18 protein-coding genes are annotated in these 15,781 nt (G+C 64.8%); 8 read left to right on the top strand and 10 right to left on the bottom strand.

The features are described from left to right. Positions 1-77 precede the first annotated feature (77 nt). Complete coding sequence (locus tag AC3WUT_RS02850) at positions 78-1,721, bottom strand: 3-(methylthio)propionyl-CoA ligase (protein WP_492345540.1); 1,644 nt, start codon at positions 1,719-1,721, stop codon at positions 78-80. A gap of 283 nt (positions 1,722-2,004) precedes the next feature. On the opposite strand from AC3WUT_RS02850, the gene AC3WUT_RS02855 reads away from it, so the two are divergent. The 6 genes from AC3WUT_RS02855 (at position 2,005) to AC3WUT_RS02880 (ending at position 6,347) form a co-directional block, all read left to right on the top strand. Continuing rightward, positions 2,005-2,724: a Crp/Fnr family transcriptional regulator gene (locus tag AC3WUT_RS02855; RefSeq protein WP_492345541.1), complete on the top strand. Its 720-nt coding sequence runs from the start codon at positions 2,005-2,007 to the stop codon at positions 2,722-2,724. Between the two features lie 50 nt (positions 2,725-2,774). Next, positions 2,775-4,256, top strand: coding sequence for a protein adenylyltransferase SelO (locus tag AC3WUT_RS02860; RefSeq protein ID WP_492345542.1), 1,482 nt, complete (start codon positions 2,775-2,777; stop codon positions 4,254-4,256). Continuing rightward, positions 4,253-4,663 (top strand): peptide-methionine (R)-S-oxide reductase MsrB, encoded by a 411-nt coding sequence (gene msrB / locus AC3WUT_RS02865; protein ID WP_492345543.1) that lies wholly within the window; start codon positions 4,253-4,255, stop codon positions 4,661-4,663. Before AC3WUT_RS02860 ends, msrB begins: the two co-directional genes overlap by 4 nt. Continuing rightward, positions 4,660-5,208 carry a septation protein A gene (locus AC3WUT_RS02870; RefSeq protein WP_492345544.1) on the top strand — a complete coding sequence of 183 codons (549 nt, stop codon included), beginning with the start codon at positions 4,660-4,662 and terminating at the stop codon, positions 5,206-5,208. Before msrB ends, AC3WUT_RS02870 begins: the two co-directional genes overlap by 4 nt. Beyond that, on the top strand, positions 5,205-5,474 hold the full coding sequence (locus AC3WUT_RS02875) for a BolA family protein (RefSeq protein WP_492345545.1): 270 nt from the start codon (positions 5,205-5,207) through the stop codon (positions 5,472-5,474). The genes AC3WUT_RS02870 and AC3WUT_RS02875 overlap by 4 nt, the downstream gene beginning before the upstream one ends. 87 nt (positions 5,475-5,561) lie before the next feature. Further along, complete coding sequence (locus AC3WUT_RS02880; RefSeq protein ID WP_492345546.1) at positions 5,562-6,347, top strand: peptidylprolyl isomerase; 786 nt, start codon at positions 5,562-5,564, stop codon at positions 6,345-6,347. A 65-nt stretch (positions 6,348-6,412) separates the two neighbouring features. On the opposite strand, the gene AC3WUT_RS02885 is transcribed toward AC3WUT_RS02880, so the two are convergent. Further along, complete coding sequence (locus AC3WUT_RS02885) at positions 6,413-7,162, bottom strand: heparan-alpha-glucosaminide N-acetyltransferase (RefSeq protein WP_492345547.1); 750 nt, start codon at positions 7,160-7,162, stop codon at positions 6,413-6,415. Between the two features lie 113 nt (positions 7,163-7,275). Between AC3WUT_RS02885 and AC3WUT_RS02890 the strand changes: the two genes are divergently transcribed. Then, positions 7,276-9,285: a peptidase U32 family protein gene (locus tag AC3WUT_RS02890; protein ID WP_492345548.1), complete on the top strand. Its 2,010-nt coding sequence runs from the start codon at positions 7,276-7,278 to the stop codon at positions 9,283-9,285. Between the two features lie 156 nt (positions 9,286-9,441). Next, entirely contained in the window at positions 9,442-9,879 is a 438-nt protein-coding gene (locus tag AC3WUT_RS02895) for a universal stress protein (protein WP_492345549.1), read from the top strand. Between the two features lie 19 nt (positions 9,880-9,898). Here AC3WUT_RS02895 and AC3WUT_RS02900 read toward each other — a convergent pair whose 3' ends face one another. The 8 genes from AC3WUT_RS02900 to AC3WUT_RS02935 form a co-directional block, all read right to left on the bottom strand. Then, entirely contained in the window at positions 9,899-10,615 is a 717-nt protein-coding gene (locus tag AC3WUT_RS02900; RefSeq protein ID WP_492345550.1) for a Crp/Fnr family transcriptional regulator, read from the bottom strand. A 123-nt stretch (positions 10,616-10,738) separates the two neighbouring features. Then, entirely contained in the window at positions 10,739-11,086 is a 348-nt protein-coding gene (locus AC3WUT_RS02905; RefSeq protein WP_492345551.1) for a hypothetical protein, read from the bottom strand. Between the two features lie 105 nt (positions 11,087-11,191). Beyond that, a complete protein-coding gene (gene arfB / locus AC3WUT_RS02910; protein ID WP_492345552.1) occupies positions 11,192-11,644 on the bottom strand; it encodes an alternative ribosome rescue aminoacyl-tRNA hydrolase ArfB in 453 nt (150 codons plus the stop codon). A 2-nt stretch (positions 11,645-11,646) separates the two neighbouring features. After that, entirely contained in the window at positions 11,647-12,267 is a 621-nt protein-coding gene (locus AC3WUT_RS02915) for a flavin reductase family protein (RefSeq protein WP_492345553.1), read from the bottom strand. A 70-nt stretch (positions 12,268-12,337) separates the two neighbouring features. Next, the gene (locus AC3WUT_RS02920; RefSeq protein WP_492345554.1) at positions 12,338-13,330 is read right to left on the bottom strand and encodes an LD-carboxypeptidase; all 993 of its coding nucleotides are present in this window, start codon (positions 13,328-13,330) and stop codon (positions 12,338-12,340) included. A 65-nt stretch (positions 13,331-13,395) separates the two neighbouring features. Further along, positions 13,396-14,820 carry a tRNA adenosine(34) deaminase TadA gene (gene tadA, locus AC3WUT_RS02925; protein ID WP_492345555.1) on the bottom strand — a complete coding sequence of 475 codons (1,425 nt, stop codon included), beginning with the start codon at positions 14,818-14,820 and terminating at the stop codon, positions 13,396-13,398. Between the two features lie 7 nt (positions 14,821-14,827). Then, the gene (locus AC3WUT_RS02930) at positions 14,828-15,073 is read right to left on the bottom strand and encodes a hypothetical protein (RefSeq protein ID WP_492345556.1); all 246 of its coding nucleotides are present in this window, start codon (positions 15,071-15,073) and stop codon (positions 14,828-14,830) included. Beyond that, on the bottom strand, positions 15,073-15,714 hold the full coding sequence (locus tag AC3WUT_RS02935; protein WP_492345557.1) for an FMN-binding negative transcriptional regulator: 642 nt from the start codon (positions 15,712-15,714) through the stop codon (positions 15,073-15,075). The genes AC3WUT_RS02930 and AC3WUT_RS02935 overlap by 1 nt, the downstream gene beginning before the upstream one ends. Positions 15,715-15,781 lie beyond the last annotated feature (67 nt).

The raw sequence follows: 15,781 nt of genomic DNA on the forward strand, positions 1-15,781 counted from the left end.
AGGGAATGCCCCTAGCATCTATCACGCAGGCGACTGAACCATTCAGCCAGTCGCCCAATCCTCTCGGCATCTTGCGTTCAGAGCCCAGGCAGTTTGTAGCCTTTGAGCTGGTCGCGCAGCCGAGTTTTCAGCATCTTGCCGGTGGCCCCGATGGGGATGGCGTCGACAAAAATGACGTCGTCCGGGATCTGCCACTTCGCCGTCTTGCCCTCGTAAAAGGCCAGCAACTCCTCTCGCGTCACCTCGGTACCGGGCTTCTTGACCACGGCCACCACCGGGCGCTCGTCCCACTTGGGATGGGGCATGCCGATGCAGGCCGCCATGGCGATGGCCGGGTGGCCCATGGCGATGTTCTCGATGTCGATCGAGCTGATCCATTCACCACCCGACTTGATCACGTCCTTGCTGCGGTCGGTGATCTGCATGAAGCCGTCAGCATCGATCGTGGCCACGTCGCCGGTGGGGAACCAACCCCGCCCCTGCTTGTCCTTGATCAGCGGTTGGCTTCCTTCGTTGCGGTAGTAATCGCCCAGGATCCAGGGGCCCTTGACCAGCAGGTCGCCGTAGGCGCGCCCGTCCCAGGGCAGCTCTTCGCCGTCTCCGTCGACAATCTTCATGTCGACACCGAAGATCGCCCGCCCCTGCTTCATGCGGATCTTCATCTGCTCGTCCTTGGACAGGCTCAGATGCTTGTTCTTGAGCGTGCACAGGGTGCCCAGGGGCGACATTTCGGTCATGCCCCAGGCATGCAGCACTTCCACGCCGTAGTCGTCCTGGAAGGCGTTGATCATGGCCGGCGGGCAGGCCGAGCCTCCGATCACGGTGCGCTTGAGTTGGCTGAACTTCAGGCCACCCGGCTTCATGTGGCCCAGCAGCATCTGCCACACCGTGGGCACGCCTGCGGCAAAGGTGACGCCCTCAGCCTCGATCAGCTCATAGACCGATTTGCCATCGAGTGCCGGCCCCGGGAACACGAGTTTGCAGCCGGTGAGTGCCGCCGAATACGGCAGACCCCAGGCATTGACGTGGAACATGGGCACCACGGGCAGCACCGAGTCACGCGCCGACAGGCACATCACATCGGGCAGCGAAGCAGCGTAGGCGTGCAACACGCTGGAGCGGTGGCTGTACAGGGCAGCCTTGGGGTTGCCGGTGGTGCCGCTGGTGTAGCACATGCTCGACGCGGTGTTCTCGTCGAATTCAGGCCAGTGGTAATCGCTGCTTTGAGCCGCGATCCAGGCCTCGTAGCTGACCAGGCCCGGCACACCGCTGTCGGCCGGCAGCTTGTCGGCATCGCACAGCGCCACCCACAGCTTGATGCCGGGGCAGCGCGCATGCACCGCCTGCACCAGGGGCAGGAAGGTGGTGTCGAAACACATCACCTGGTCGTCGGCATGGTTGATGATCCAGGCAATCTGGTCGGGGTGCAGGCGGGGATTGACCGTGTGCAACACGCGGCCCGAACCGCTCACACCGTAATACAGCTCCAGGTGACGGTAACCGTTCCAGGCCAGGGTGGCCACGCGGTCACTGAATTGCAGGCCCAGCTTCTCGACCGCATTGGCCACCTGGCGCGAGCGTGTCGCAAGGTCCTTGTAGGTGTAGCGGTGAATGTCGCCCTCGACCCGGCGCGACACAATTTCGCCATCGCCATGGTGCCGATCCGCGAATTCAAGCAGGGTGGAAATCAAGAGGGGTTGGCTCTGCATGAGACCGAGCATGTTGGCTCCTTAAGTTGATTCAGTCGTTCAAGTTAAACCTTGGGGACTGCGCGCCATTGACATGAGTCAACGCAGGCACTAGGGCCATTCACAGCCGCCTCAGGACGATTCTGGCACCGCCACGGCAGCCCACGGCCCACGCATGTCCCATCGGTTACTGCGTGCACTGTCAGGCCGCGTCGCCCTTGGCACAAACCGTGTCGTGCCATTGACAGGCCGCTAGGGCAAACCCGAATGACCCCAGGTCAAAGCCGTCGGTCGCCGAAGGGCTCACAATCGCGCCATGCTTCACGGTATCGACCTCATGGCCAGACAGTTCCTGGCTGCCCAACCCTGGTATGACGGCCTGCCCGTGGCCGAACAGGAGGCCCTGCAGGCCTCCATACAGACCTTTCTGGCCCGCAAGGGCGAGGTGCTCCTGCCACAGGGCCAACGCGTCAACGGCTGGTACGCCGTGCTGTCTGGGCTGGTGCTGCTGGAGAGTGAGTCGCAAGGCCAGCGCCGATCGGCCTTTATCGGCATGCCCGACGGCGAGTGGTTTGGCGAAGGCTCGGCGCTCAAGAACGAGCCCCGGCGTTACAACGTGGTGGCGCTGCGCGACACCTGGCTGCTGTGCTTGCCCCAAGAGCGATTCCAGCACTTGTACGCCACCAGCCTGGGCTTCAACCAATACCTGGCCCAGCACCTGAACATGCGGCTGGGCCAGGCCATGACCTTGATCGAAACCGGGCGCATGCGCAGCCCGGACTACCGTGTGGCCCTGCACCTGAGCCGCCTGTTCTGGCGCAGCACCCGCCAGTTGTACGTCACCCAGGAGGAACTCGGCAAGCTGGTTGGCGTGTCTCGCCAGACCGTGAATCGGGTGCTGCGTGAACTGGCGGCCCGAGGCATCATTTCGCTCGACCACGGCCGAGTGCTGATCCGCTGTGATGCCGCCCTGGGGCGCTACCTGGCCAGCGCGGATGACATCCCAGGCACTCCGAGCCTGCCCCTCCCGTCCTGAGCCATGCCCCTGCACCGCACAGGCGTTTGCCCCTGCAGGACAATGCACGGATGACCGATCTTGCCTCTGTGCCCGCCGCCTCGGACGCCACCCACGACTGGTCCAGCCGCTTCTGTGCCCTGGGCCCCACCTTCTATACCCTGTTGAACCCCAGCCCCCTGCCCGCACCGGTGTGGGTGGGCCGCAGCGAGGCCGCGGCCCGCAGCCTGGGCTTGAATCCGGACTGGCTCGAATCCGACGAAGCCCTGCAGGTGCTCACCGGCAACCAATTGCTCCATGGCATGCGGCCGCTGGCCAGCGTCTACAGCGGCCACCAGTTCGGCGTCTGGGCCGGGCAATTGGGGGACGGGCGTGCCATCTTGCTGGGCCAGACGCCCTCGGGCGATGAACTGCAGCTCAAAGGCAGCGGCCGAACCCCCTACTCCCGCATGGGTGACGGTCGTGCCGTGCTGCGCTCCAGCATCCGTGAATTTTTGTGCAGCGAGGCCATGCACGGCCTGGGCATCCCCAGCTCCCGTGCGCTCAGTGTGACGGGCTCGCCGGCGCCGGTGCGGCGCGAGACCATCGAAACCGCCGCCGTGGTGGCCCGCACGGCGCCCAGCTTCGTCCGCTTCGGGCATTTCGAGCACTTTGCGGCCCGCGATGAACTGCCTGCACTGCGTCAACTGGCGGACCACGTGATCGACCAATTCATGCCTGAGTGCCGCGAACACCCCCGCTGGCCCGGCAAGCCTTACGCCGCCCTGCTGGAACAGGTGAGCGAGCGCACAGCCCGCCTGATGGCCCAATGGCAGTCAGTGGGTTTCTGCCACGGGGTGATGAACACCGACAACATGAGCATCCTGGGGCTGACGATTGACTACGGCCCATTCCAGTTCCTGGACACCTTCGACCCGGACCACATCTGCAACCACAGTGACAGCCAGGGCCGTTACGCTCACCAGCGTCAACCCAACATCGCCTACTGGAACCTGTATTGCCTGGCCCAGGCACTGCTGCCGCTGATCGGCGAGCAAGACGATGCCCTGGCCGCCCTTGAGTCGTACAAAACGGTGTTCCCTGCCAGTTTCGAGGCTCGCCTGCGCGACAAGCTGGGCTGGTGCGAGCCCCAGCCGGGCGACGGCGAACGAATCGACGGCACGCTGCGCCTGCTGGCCCAGCAGCGTGTCGATTTCACGATCTTCTGGCGCCGCCTGAGCTTGGCGGCCGGCAACGCCGATTACGGCCCCGTGCGCGATCTGTTCATGGACCGAAGGGCCTTTGACGACTGGCTGCCAGGTTACCTGAGCCGGGCCCAGGCCGACGGCGGCACGCCGGATGCCGCCCGGATGCTGCGCAGCAACCCCAAATTTGTGCTGCGCAACCACCTGGGCCAGCAAGCGATTGACAAGGCCCAGGCCGGTGACATGTCCGAGGTGCACACCCTCCTGCAACTGCTGGAGCGCCCCTTTGACGAGCACCCAGGTCACGAGGCCTATGCCGACTTCCCGCCCGATTGGGCGTCTTCCATCTCCATCAGCTGTTCATCATGACCTCTATCCACAAGACCGATGCCGAATGGCAGGCCGAGCTGGCCGCCAAGGGTGCCGAGCCCGGCGCCTTCCAGATCACTCGCCAGGCTGCCACCGAACGACCCTTCACGGGCAAATACGAAAGCCACTGGGCCCCTGGCACCTACCACTGCATGTGCTGCGGCCAGAAGCTGTTCGACGCCGACACCAAGTTCGATGCGGGCTGCGGTTGGCCCAGTTTCTGGCAGGCCGCGCTGCCCGGCGCCATCCGCGAAATCGTGGACCGCAGCCATGGCATGGTCCGCACCGAAACAGTTTGTGCACAATGCGGGGCTCACCTGGGCCATGTCTTTGAAGACGGCCCGGCCCCGACCGGCCTGAGGTATTGCATGAACTCGGCCTCGCTCAACTTCGAACCCAAAGCATGAAGCTGCTTCTCGACTTTTTCCCGATCCTGCTGTTTTTCGCAGCGTTCAAGTTCGCCGGCATCTACGCGGCCACCGCCATCGCCATCGTGGCGACCATTCTGCAGATCGGCTACCTGCGCTACAAGACCGGCAAGGTCGAGCCCATGCAATGGATCAGCCTGGGGGTGATCGTGCTGTTTGGAGGCGCCACGCTGATCTCGCACAACGACACCTTCATCAAATGGAAGCCCACGGTCCTTTACTGGCTGATGGGATCAGCTCTGCTGATCGGGCAGCTGGTCTTCAAGAAGAACCTGCTCAAAAGCCTGATGGGGACCCAAATGGAGTTGCCCGAAGACGCCTGGCGTCTGACGCAATGGAGCTGGGTGGGCTTTTTTGCCGTGATGGGCTGCCTGAACCTGTGGGTGGCCTACCACTTTGACACCGATACCTGGGTCAATTTCAAGCTGTTCGGCGGCATGGGCCTGATGTTTGTATTTGTCATCGCGCAGGCCCTGGTGCTGTCGCGCTACATGAAGACCGACGACGCCAAGGATCCCTCATGACGCAGCAGGCTGTCACCGCCCAGGCCATTGCCGACACGCTGCGCGTGGCCTTGCAGACCCACACCCTGGAAGTACTGGACGAAAGCGCAGCCCATGCCGGCCATGCGGGCGCCAACGGCAGTGGTTCGGGCACCCATTTCAGGGTGCGCATCGCCTCGCCCTTGTTTACGGGCCGTTCACGCGTAGCCCAGCATCGGCTTGTGTATGATTCGCTGCGAGATTTCATGGACCAGGGCCTGCATGCCCTCGCCATCGAAGTGCTTTAACCGCCTTATTTGCTTTAACGCCCACCAGGCTTGTCTATCCATCAGGCCCCAAGGCCCCAACATCTCCGGATTTTCTGAGGAACAAGGATGAAGAAACTGTCTCTGGGCAGCATTGCTGCTGCTGCCATTGCCGTCACGCTGGCCCTGCCGGCCTCGGCGCAAAACATTGCCATCGTGAATGGCAAGGCAGTGCCCAAGGCCCGCGCCGAAGCGCTGGCCCAGCAAGTGGCCCGCTCCGGCCGCCCGGTCACCCCTGAGCTGGAAGGCCAGATCAAGGACGAAGTGATCGCCCGTGAGATCTTCATGCAGGAAGCCCAGAAGCTGGGTCTGGACGCCACCGAAGACTTCAAGACCCAACTCGAACTGGCCCGCCAGACCATCCTGATCCGCGAACTGTTCGCCGACTTCCAGAAGAAGAACCCGGTCACCGACGAGGAAATCAAGGCTGAGTACGACAAGTTTGCCGCCGCCAACGGTGGCAAGGAATACAAGGCCCGCCACATCCTGGTCGAGAAGGAAAGCGAAGCCAAGGACATCATCGCCCGCCTGAAGAAGGGTGCGAAGTTCGAAGACATCGCCAAGAAGCAATCCAAGGACCCAGGTTCGGGCGCCAAGGGCGGCGATCTGGACTGGGCCAACCCCGGCAGCTATGTGAAGGAATTCACCGAAGCCCTGATCAAGCTCAACAAGGGCCAGACCACCGACGCCCCGGTGCAAAGCCAGTTCGGCTGGCACGTGATCCGTCTGGACGACGTGCGCCAGGCTCAACTGCCCAAGATCGACGAAGTCAAGCCGCAGATTGCCCAGCAACTGCAGCAGCAACGCCTGGCCAAGTTCCAGGAAGACCTGCGCGCCAAGGCCAAGGTCGAATAAGACCCCACCTTGCCGGTTCCATCAAAAAAGCGGCTCAGGCCGCTTTTTTGTTGTCTGAAACCCCATCAGCCTTGGGCGAAGGCCCAGCGCCAGGCCATCAGTGCGCCCAACAGCACGGGTTGGTGCAGCATGTACCAGCTCAGGCTGATGCGGCCCAGGGGGCCCAGCCACCGGCCCCAGAGCGGCATTGGCCGGGTCAGCCAGGCCGGCTGCGAGCGCATCAGCCATTGGCCAGCAGCCAGCCCCCACCACATCACGCCCAGCCAGGGCAGCACGGGCACATAGTCCTCGGTCACCGGTTTGTGGCCGATCAGGCCCAGCCAGTTCAAGGCCCGGCCATCCAACACCGACAAGGCCGGCCAGACCTGGTGCAGCATCGGTGCCGCCCACGCGGCCCCCAGTGCCGCGGCGCCGGCAAGCCACAGCCAGCGCCCCCAGGCGGCGCTCAGGCGGGCCAGGATCAGCATCACCGCCAGGCCGTGCAGCACGCCGAAATAGATGAAGCTGTTGGGAAACATCAGGTACGAGCCCGCGCTGACGGCCAGTGCACAGGCCGCCACCTGGGCCCAGCGCCGCCAGAAGCGCGGCCAGCCCTGGCCCTGGGCCAGGGCCACCGATTGCCCCAGTCCGGCACACAGCAGGAACAGGCTGACAATCAGGGTGCGCTGAACCGTCCAGAACGGGTCCTGGAAAAAGTTCTGGTGCAGCCACCCGAGGTGGTTGAGATCGAAGCAGAAGTGGTAGGCCGTCATCCACAACATGGCCAGCGCCCGCAGGGCGTCGATGGCGTCAAAACGGGCTGAATTCCGGGTCATGCCCTGAGTGTAGAGGGGCCGATGCATCCGGCTGATCGCCGCATCGTGGGCGGGGCCGCTAAAATCCGCCCTCCTCCTGTCCAGCCGACCGGTCACTGCCGGTGAGCCCACCCATGTCTTTGCTCAACCACCAAATCGAGCTTCTAGCCCCGGCACGCGATGCCGAGATCGGCATCGAAGCCATCAACCATGGCGCCGACGCCGTCTACATCGGCGGCCCCGGTTTCGGTGCCCGGGCCTCGGCCGGCAACGACATCCGCGACATCGAACGACTGTGCCGCCATGCCCACCGTTTTGGCAGTCGCATCTTCATCACCCTCAACACCATCTTGCGCGACGACGAGCTGGAGCCCGCACGCCAGATGGCCTGGGATGTCTACAACGCCGGCGCCGATGTGCTGATCGTGCAGGACATGGGCCTGCTGGAGATCGATCTGCCCCCGATCCAGCTGCACGCCAGCACCCAGACCGACATCCGCAGCGTGGAGAAGGCCCGCTTCATGCAAGACGTGGGCTTTTCGCAGATCGTGTTGGCACGTGAGCTGACGCTGGAGCAGATCCGCGACATCCATCAAGGCCTGGACCCCACGCGCTGCCAGTTGGAGTTTTTCGTGCACGGTGCCCTGTGCGTGGCCTACAGCGGCCAGTGCTACATCAGCCACGCCCACACCGGCCGCAGTGCCAACCGGGGCGACTGCTCGCAGGCCTGCCGCCTGCCCTACCAGGTGACCGACAGCCAGGGCCGCTTCGTGGCGCACGACAAGCACGTGCTTTCGATGAAAGACAACAACCAGTCCGACAACCTGGAAGCCCTGATCGATGCCGGCGTGCGCAGTTTCAAGATCGAAGGCCGTTACAAGGACATGGCCTATGTGAAAAACATCACGGCCCACTACCGACGCCTGATCGACGAGGTGATCGAATCGCGTGAAGGCTCCTACGATCCCGCCCGCCCGCCGCTGGCGCGGGCCTCCAGCGGCCGCACCCGCTTCACCTTCACCCCGGACCCCGACCAGAACTTCAACCGCGAGTTCACCGACTACTTTGTGAACGGCCGCAAGGAGGACATCGGTGCCTTTGACACGCCCAAGAACCCCGGCCAGGCCATCGGCTGGGTGACCCAGGTGGGCCCCAACTGGATCGAACTCGAAACCAGCAGCCCCGCCACGGTGCTGCACAACGGTGATGGCCTCTGCTATTACGACCTGCAAAAAGAGCTGGTCGGCGTAGCGATCAATCGGGCCGAGCCGGCGGCAGCCGGCAAGGTGGGGCAGTGGCGCGTCTTCCCCAAAGACCCGATGGAGGGTTTCAAGGACCTGCGCCGCGGGACCGAGATCAACCGCAACCGCGACATGGACTGGGTGCGCCTGCTGGAGAAGAAGTCGAGCGAGCGCCGCATCGGGGTGTGGGCTGCGCTGCAGGACACGCCGGATGGGTTTGAACTGCAGCTGACCGATGAAGAGGGTCACCAGGGCCATGCACGGCTGCAGCACCCGCATGAGCCCGCCCGCGATGCCCAGCGCAACGAGGCCAGCCTGCGCGAGCACCTGAGCAAGTTCGGCGCGACGGTGTTCGAACCCATTGATGTGAGCGTGGCCTTGAGCCAGCCCTGGTTTGTGCCCGCCTCGGTGCTCAACCCGCTGCGCCGGGACGCCATCGCGGCCCTGGAGACCGCCCGCGCGGCCGCCTATCAGCGCCCAGAGCGCGGGCAGGCCGTGCAGCCGCCAGTGAATTACCCCGAAGACACCCTCACCTACCTGGCCAACGTCTTCAACGACAAGGCCCGCGCCTTTTATGCACGCCACGGCGTGAAGGTGATCGCCGCGGCCTATGAAAGCCACGAGGAAGAAGGCGAGGTGTCGCTGATGATCACCAAGCACTGTGTGCGATTCTCGATGAGCCTGTGCCCCAAGCAGGCCAAGGGTGTGACCGGCGTGCAGGGCACGGTCCGGGCCGAGCCCCTCACGCTGATCAATGGCAAGGAGAAGCTCACGCTGCGCTTTGACTGCAAGCCCTGCGAGATGCACGTGGTGGGCAAAATCAAGCGATCGGTGCTGAACCAGGCCAAAGCCGAGCCCCTGACCTTCTACCGCACACGCCCTGACGCCAAGCCCCTGCACTGAGCCCACGCAGGGCCGGGCAAGTCCTGACCTGCGTCAAGAGGAGCCGCCGCCACATCCTGCCCACAGGGTCTTGGACATCCAGGAGATGGCTGCCAGAGGTATATTGATTTCACAGGGTTGCCACACCGTGGCAACCGGTTGTTGAAAGGAATCCTCATGCACATCCTCGTGCCCATCGACGGAACCGATTTGTCTCTGGACGCCGTCCGCTTTGCCATCCGCCTGGCCCATGACGGCCTGCAGGCGCATCTGCTGCTGGCCAATGTGCAATCCCCGGCGACCTTGTATGAACTGGTGAAGGCGCCCAACCCCGAGGTGATCGAGCAGATCAGCACCGCAGCGGGCAGCCATGCCCTGGAAAAGGCACAGGCCTTGCTGCATGCCGCAGGGGTGCCCCACCACACCGAGGTGGTGACCGGGGATCCGGTCCCGGCCCTGCTCGATCTGATCGAGCTCAAACGCTGCGCGATGGTGGTGATGGGCGGCCACGGCAAGAGCCTGCTGCGCACGGCGCTGGAGGGATCGGTGTCCCATGATCTGCTGCAGGCCTCTCCGGTGCCGGTGCTGATCGTCAAGCCCCCTGCACAGGACTGACCCAAGCCAAGGGCGCTGTTCAGTCGCCCTGCTGAAGAGCCAGCAGGCCGGCGTTGTCAAGCAGGCGGTAGCGCCGCCCCAGCCGGTCCATGGGCTCAAGAATCCCGTCGCGGACCAGGGCGCTGACCTCACGGCTGACCGTTTCCAGCTTCAGATCCAGCATGGCGCCCATGTCCTCACGCCGGAACAGCAGCACCTCGTCGGGCTGCTCACGGGTCTGCATCTTGCGCACCAAATGGCTGACCCGTTGCCGTGCCGACCCGAAATTGAGCTCGGCCAGCCAGTCATCCGCGGCCTTCAGGGCCCCTTGCCATTTGGCCATCAGTGCACCATGCAGGCGCGGGCTCTGGGCTGCCAGACCTTGCAAGACCGTCAGCGGTATCCGGCACACAAGCACATCCGAGAGCGCAACGGCTTCGCTGTCGTAACGGCGTGTCACCAAGGCCTCCAGGCCCGCCACATCGCCGGGCCGCACCACGCGCACGATGCGCTGACGCCCGTCAGAGGTCAGGCGAACCAGCTTCAGCAGCCCCTTGCGCAGGGTGAAAACCCCCTGTGCAGCCTGTCCCTCCGAGTACATGGATTCACCGGCCTTGTATTCGAGGTCGTCTATCGGGGCGTGGATCTGAGCGAAGTCGCGGTCATCCAGCTCGGCGAACAAAGCCATGTCACGCACGGCGCAGGCGCTGCAGTCGGAGGTTCCGCGCCAGGCGGATTCGGTCTTGATGGGGATCATGGGCAATGCGCGCGAAAAATGCGTCGTCAAGCCCTGGATTGTGTCCCAGTTGCGCCGCACGAACCAACAAGATGCCCATCTTGCCGTCACGCCGCCCAGGACGGCCGGGCCATTGTCAGCGTGTCAACGAGCGGTGTCCACAGGCAGCTTGCCCTGGATGAGCTGCAAACGTCGCGTCACATTGACCGCCTTGGCCGGGCGCTCCATCGCGGCTTGCTGTGCCATAAACCAGCCCTGCTGGGCAAGGCAGACCTTCTGTTCCTGGCGGGTCAAGGCCGCCAGCGCAAAACCAGCCACCAGGGCCAGGATGCTGATCGGGGTGAGTGCCGAGGTGCCCTGGCTGCTGAGCCCCATGGAGTGACCCGCCAGATGACCCCAGGCTGCGGCCAGGCCCAACACGATCAGGATGCGTGCAATCTGCCACTGGCGTTGGGCTTGGCTGGATCGCAAGGGTTGAACAATTTGTTTCATATTTTCTCCCTTGCGCGGATGATAAATCCAAACCGGCAACCGCTACCCAGGTCGATTGCAAATTGCCGTTTTCATCTCCCGTGTTGCGGCCAGCGCACAACAAACTCAAGCGTTGCCCAGATCGCGCGGCCGGCTGCGTTGTTGCTTGACCTGCCCGCGCTGACTCTTGTCCTGCAGTCGCCGAAGGCGTGAACCACGGGTGGGCTTGGTCGCTCGCCGTGTCTTGGGAGGGATGGCCACTGAATCGATCAGCGCCTGCAAACGCTGCAAGGCCTCCAGCCGGTTTTGCTCCTGGCTGCGCTGGGTCTGGGCCTTGATCACCACCACACCCTCGGCGGTGATGCGGTGGTCACGCAGCCCCAACAGCCGTTCTTTCAGATCGTCGGGCAGGGAAGCATCGGGAATGCTGTAGCGCAGGTGCACCGCGCTGGACACCTTGTTCACGTTCTGGCCGCCCGCACCCTGGGCACGGATGGCGCTGAACTCCACCTCGTCTTCGCGCACCACCGGGCCCGCGCCGGCGGGGGCTGGGTTGCGGGTTTCGTCGTCCGGGTCCACGCTCACCGCGGTCGGTACAGCTTGAACAGCTGCTCAGGCCCGACGCTGAAGTAATCGGCCGGACCACCCCCACGCAGCACGGGGCCGGCAGCGGCCGTGTCAAAGATGCCGTCGCGCAACAGGCTGCGCTCGATGTGCACCGCCACCACCTCACCCAGCACCAGCCAGGTTGGCACGGTTTGGTGGGCCGCGGTCTGGAGTTGGAGCAACTGGGTCAGGCGGCATTCGAAGTTGACCGGGCTTTCGCCCACCCGTGGCGGCTTCACCAGACGCGAGGCCTTGGGCGTCAGCCCTGTCAGTTCGAACTCGCTGACCTCAGGCGGCACGGCGGCGCAGCTCTGGTTCATGGGCTCGACCAGTGGCCGGTTCACGAGGTTCCAGACAAACTCCCCGGTCTGCTCGATGTTGCGTACCGTGTCCTTGTACCCAATGCTGGCGAACCCCACGATGGGCGGCACGTAATTGAAGGCATTGAAAAAGCTGTACGGTGCCAGGTTCAAGGCGCCGTCAGCCGAGCAAGTCGAGATCCAGCCGATGGGGCGCGGCCCCACGATCGCGTTGAACGGGTCATGCGGCAGGCCGTGGCCCTGGGCCGGTTCGTAAAAATAAGCTTCGTTGTCCAAGGAGTCCTCACTCGATGACGGCACAGGCCGATACTTCAGCGAAATTTCAGCGCAAATTTCAGCGTAAATTTCAGCGCAGGTGGCCCCAAAACAGCAGGGCATCGCGCTCGTCCACCGACAGCGACACGGGCGCGCCCACCGGCAGCAAGACCTTGGTGGCCACATGACCATGCGGCAGGCCGGTCAGCACCGGCACCTTCAGCTGGCTGCGCAGCCACTGCACCACTGAGTCGAGCTTGAAACCCTTGTCATGGGGCGTTAATTTGTACTCGTTGAACTGGCCCAGCACGATGGCCTTCTGGCGGGCCAGCAGCCCGGCATGCAGCCACTGGGTGAGCAAGCGCTCCAGACGGTAGGGGTGTTCGCCGATGTCTTCGAAAAACAGCACCCCGCCCTTGATGTCAGGCAGGTAGGGGGTGCCGATCAGGCTGGACAGCACCGCCAGGTTGCCGCCCCACAGGGTGCCCTGCTTGACCGTGAAGGGCTTTTGCACCGGCGCGGTGGCCGCGGCGGCCGTGCCTTTGCGGGGGCGTGGCAACTCCCAGCCGGCCCCCTCGCCATGGCCGCTGAGCAGGTCGTCCAGGCAGGCCAACATGATGTCGTCGGGCTCTTCTTCGGTGCCCAGGTCGGCCCCCAAGGCTGGGCCGGCCCAGGTGATGGCGCCCGTCTTGGCCAACACGGCATTCTGGAAAGCGGTGAAATCGCTGATGCCGACAAATTCGGTGCCGCGCTCAACGGCTTTGGCAATCGCCTTGTAGGGCAGTTGGGGCAGCAGCCGTGTGAGGCCATAGCCGCCACGCGAGATCAGCGCGATGTCGGCACCGCTGGCGGCCGCCCGGCCAATGGCGGCAAGACGGGTGTCGTCATCACCCGCAAAACGGGTGTGGCTCGCCAGGGCATCGGGGTCGATCTCCACTTCATGGCCCATGGCCCGCAACCGGGCCACCCCACGGCGAAAGGCTGCCTTGTCGCGCACCGCGCTCGAAGGCGAATAGATGTAGATGTGCTTGGGGCCGTGGTCGTGCCCACAGGCCGCGTGGTCGTGATCGTCGAAGTCTGACAAAGTGCTTGTCCGCCGGCCTGGGGGCCGCGGCTCCTTGGTTGTGCGGGGCCTGCAGCCACCGCGGTTCATGGCTTGAAGTATTCCACAGCCCGGCGGGCAATCGGCTCACCGTGCTCCTGAACAAAATGCCCGGCCTCTGGCAATACCCAGGGCTCGGGGCATGCCCGTATCTGCTCACGCAGGCGCTGCATCACCGGCAGGCCCAGCACGGGGTCGGCTGCCCCCACCACCAGCAGGCTGCGACCGGCCCACTCTTGCTGCCAGAAATCCCGGGCCTGGCGCGACAGCGCGGCCCCAGCCGACCCGGGGTGCTCGGGCACCATGGGTGGGAAGGCCTGCAGCGCAGCGCGATGCCCTCGATCGGGAAACGGCGCGTTGTAGGCCGCGCACTCCTCGGTGCTGAGCGCGGGCACAGCCCGTGCCATCAGGCGCCCCACGTCGAACAAGGGCTTGCTGCGGCACATCTCGCGCCAAGCCAGAAAGCCTGGGGACAAGGGCTCCTCACCGGTGGCGAGCAGGGTGTTCATGGCCAGCAGGCCCTGGTAGCGCGAGGGCTCGGCCATGGGCAGGGTCAGGCCCAGAATGCCGCCCCAGTCCTGCACCACCAGCACCACGCGTTGCAGATCCAGGCGCTGCACCAATTCGAGCAGCACCTGGCGATGCCAGTCGAATTGGTGAGCAGCCGGCTTCTTGGGCTTGTCGCTGCGGCCGAAGCCCGGCATGTCGGGGGCCACCACCCGGTGCCCGGCGGCCAGCCACACCGGCAGCATGTGACGGTACAGGTAACTCCAGCCCGGGTTGCCATGCAGACACAGCCAGGTGATGGGCGCGTCGACAGGCCCCTCGTCCAGGTAATGCAGCCGCAATCCGGCCAGGGCCGGCAGATCGCTCAGGTACCGGGGCGCCCAAGGGTAGCCGGGCAGCGCGGCAAAGGCATTGTCGGGTGCGCGCACCGCGTCGTCACGCAGCGGGTGGGCCGCTCTGGCCTGCTCACGCTGGGTCGCTCGCCGGGCCTGAAAAAAATGCTGCAGGGCCAGGCTGCAATCGTGCTCGGCCACGCCACCCTGCACCGTGGTCTGATGGTTGAGCTGGGCTTGCCCGAACAGATTGAGGACCGAACCCGCCGCCCCGGTCTTGGGCTCGGCAGCACCAAAGACCACGCGGGCCAGACGGGCCTGCAGCAGGGCCCCGCTGCACATGGCACAGGGCTCCAGCGTGACGTACAGGCTGCAGCCGTCGAGACGGTAATTGCCCAGGGCCGCACCGGCCTCGCGCAGCGCCACGATCTCGGCATGGGCACTGGGGTCGTGCCGCGCAATGGTCTGGTTGTGGCCACGACCAATCACACGCCCCGCCTTGACCACCACCGCGCCCACCGGGACCTCACCCGCGGCCGCCGCCAGTCGGGCTTCGGCCAAGGCCAATTGCATGAAGGCGTGGTCCATCGCGGATTGCGGGTCCGGTAGCGGGGTATCAGAAGCCGTCAACATGGTGTGCTCAATTCTCGTCGGGCATGGGCCGCGGCTTTTGCATCAGGGCGTCAACCGCCTCCTTGGTCTGCTGGGGCAGTTGGTTCAGGGGCACCGCCGCAGGCGGCGTACCGGCAGAACCGCTGGCCGCCGCCGGTAACGCGGGCCTGACCAGGGGCGGTGGCGCCACGGCGTTGCCCAGTTGCCGCTTCACCAGCAGGCCCGTGATGACCAGGGCCAGCACCAATCCGATCAAACCGATTCCACCACGCATCACAGATTCTCCTGAGGGACCAGGCCCAGACGTTGCATCCATTGAGCCAGGCCACGCGCAGCGTCGTTGTCGGCGCTGCGGTAGGCCTCGTACATGGCGGCGTGGGATTCGGGCCGGTGCTGGTTGAGTTTGAGCTTGCACTGCAGCGACTCGACACGGAGCTCGAATGCCACGATGCCGCGCAGCATGCCTTGGCGCCAATCGGCGTCCAGCCCGTGCCACTGCGCAGCGTAGCCCGGCTCGTGATCGGCGATCAACTGCTTGAGCAAGGCGTCTTTGGCCTCGGCCTCGTCGAGCAGCCGGGCCTGCACGGTCGCATGCACCGCCAGGTAGTTCCAGGTGGGCACTCGCGCCAGATCGGGGTAGACCGCCGGCGATAGATAGGCCTGCGGCCCCATGAAGGTCAGCACCGCACGCGGGCGCTGTTGCAGGTAGCGCCAGTGCGGGTTGGCCCGGGCACAGTGTCCCAGCAGCAGCGCCGGGCCCCCTGCCCCGTCCTCGGCTGCCAAATGCAAAGGCAGATGGGTGACATAGGGCAGACCGTCATCGTCGTTCGAGATCAGGCTGGCCAGGGGGTGCTCGCGCATTAGCGCGTGGGCCAGCGCCGGGTCCGAGCCGTCGAATTGCGGGGGCAGGTACATCGAATGAGCCTCTCTGCGTCAGAGCGTGACAAGTTCGATATTGTGTGCCAGACCGCCTGCTCTATGG

It is taken from the genome of Curvibacter sp. EU05-FHT14A10, assembly GCF_058791075.1.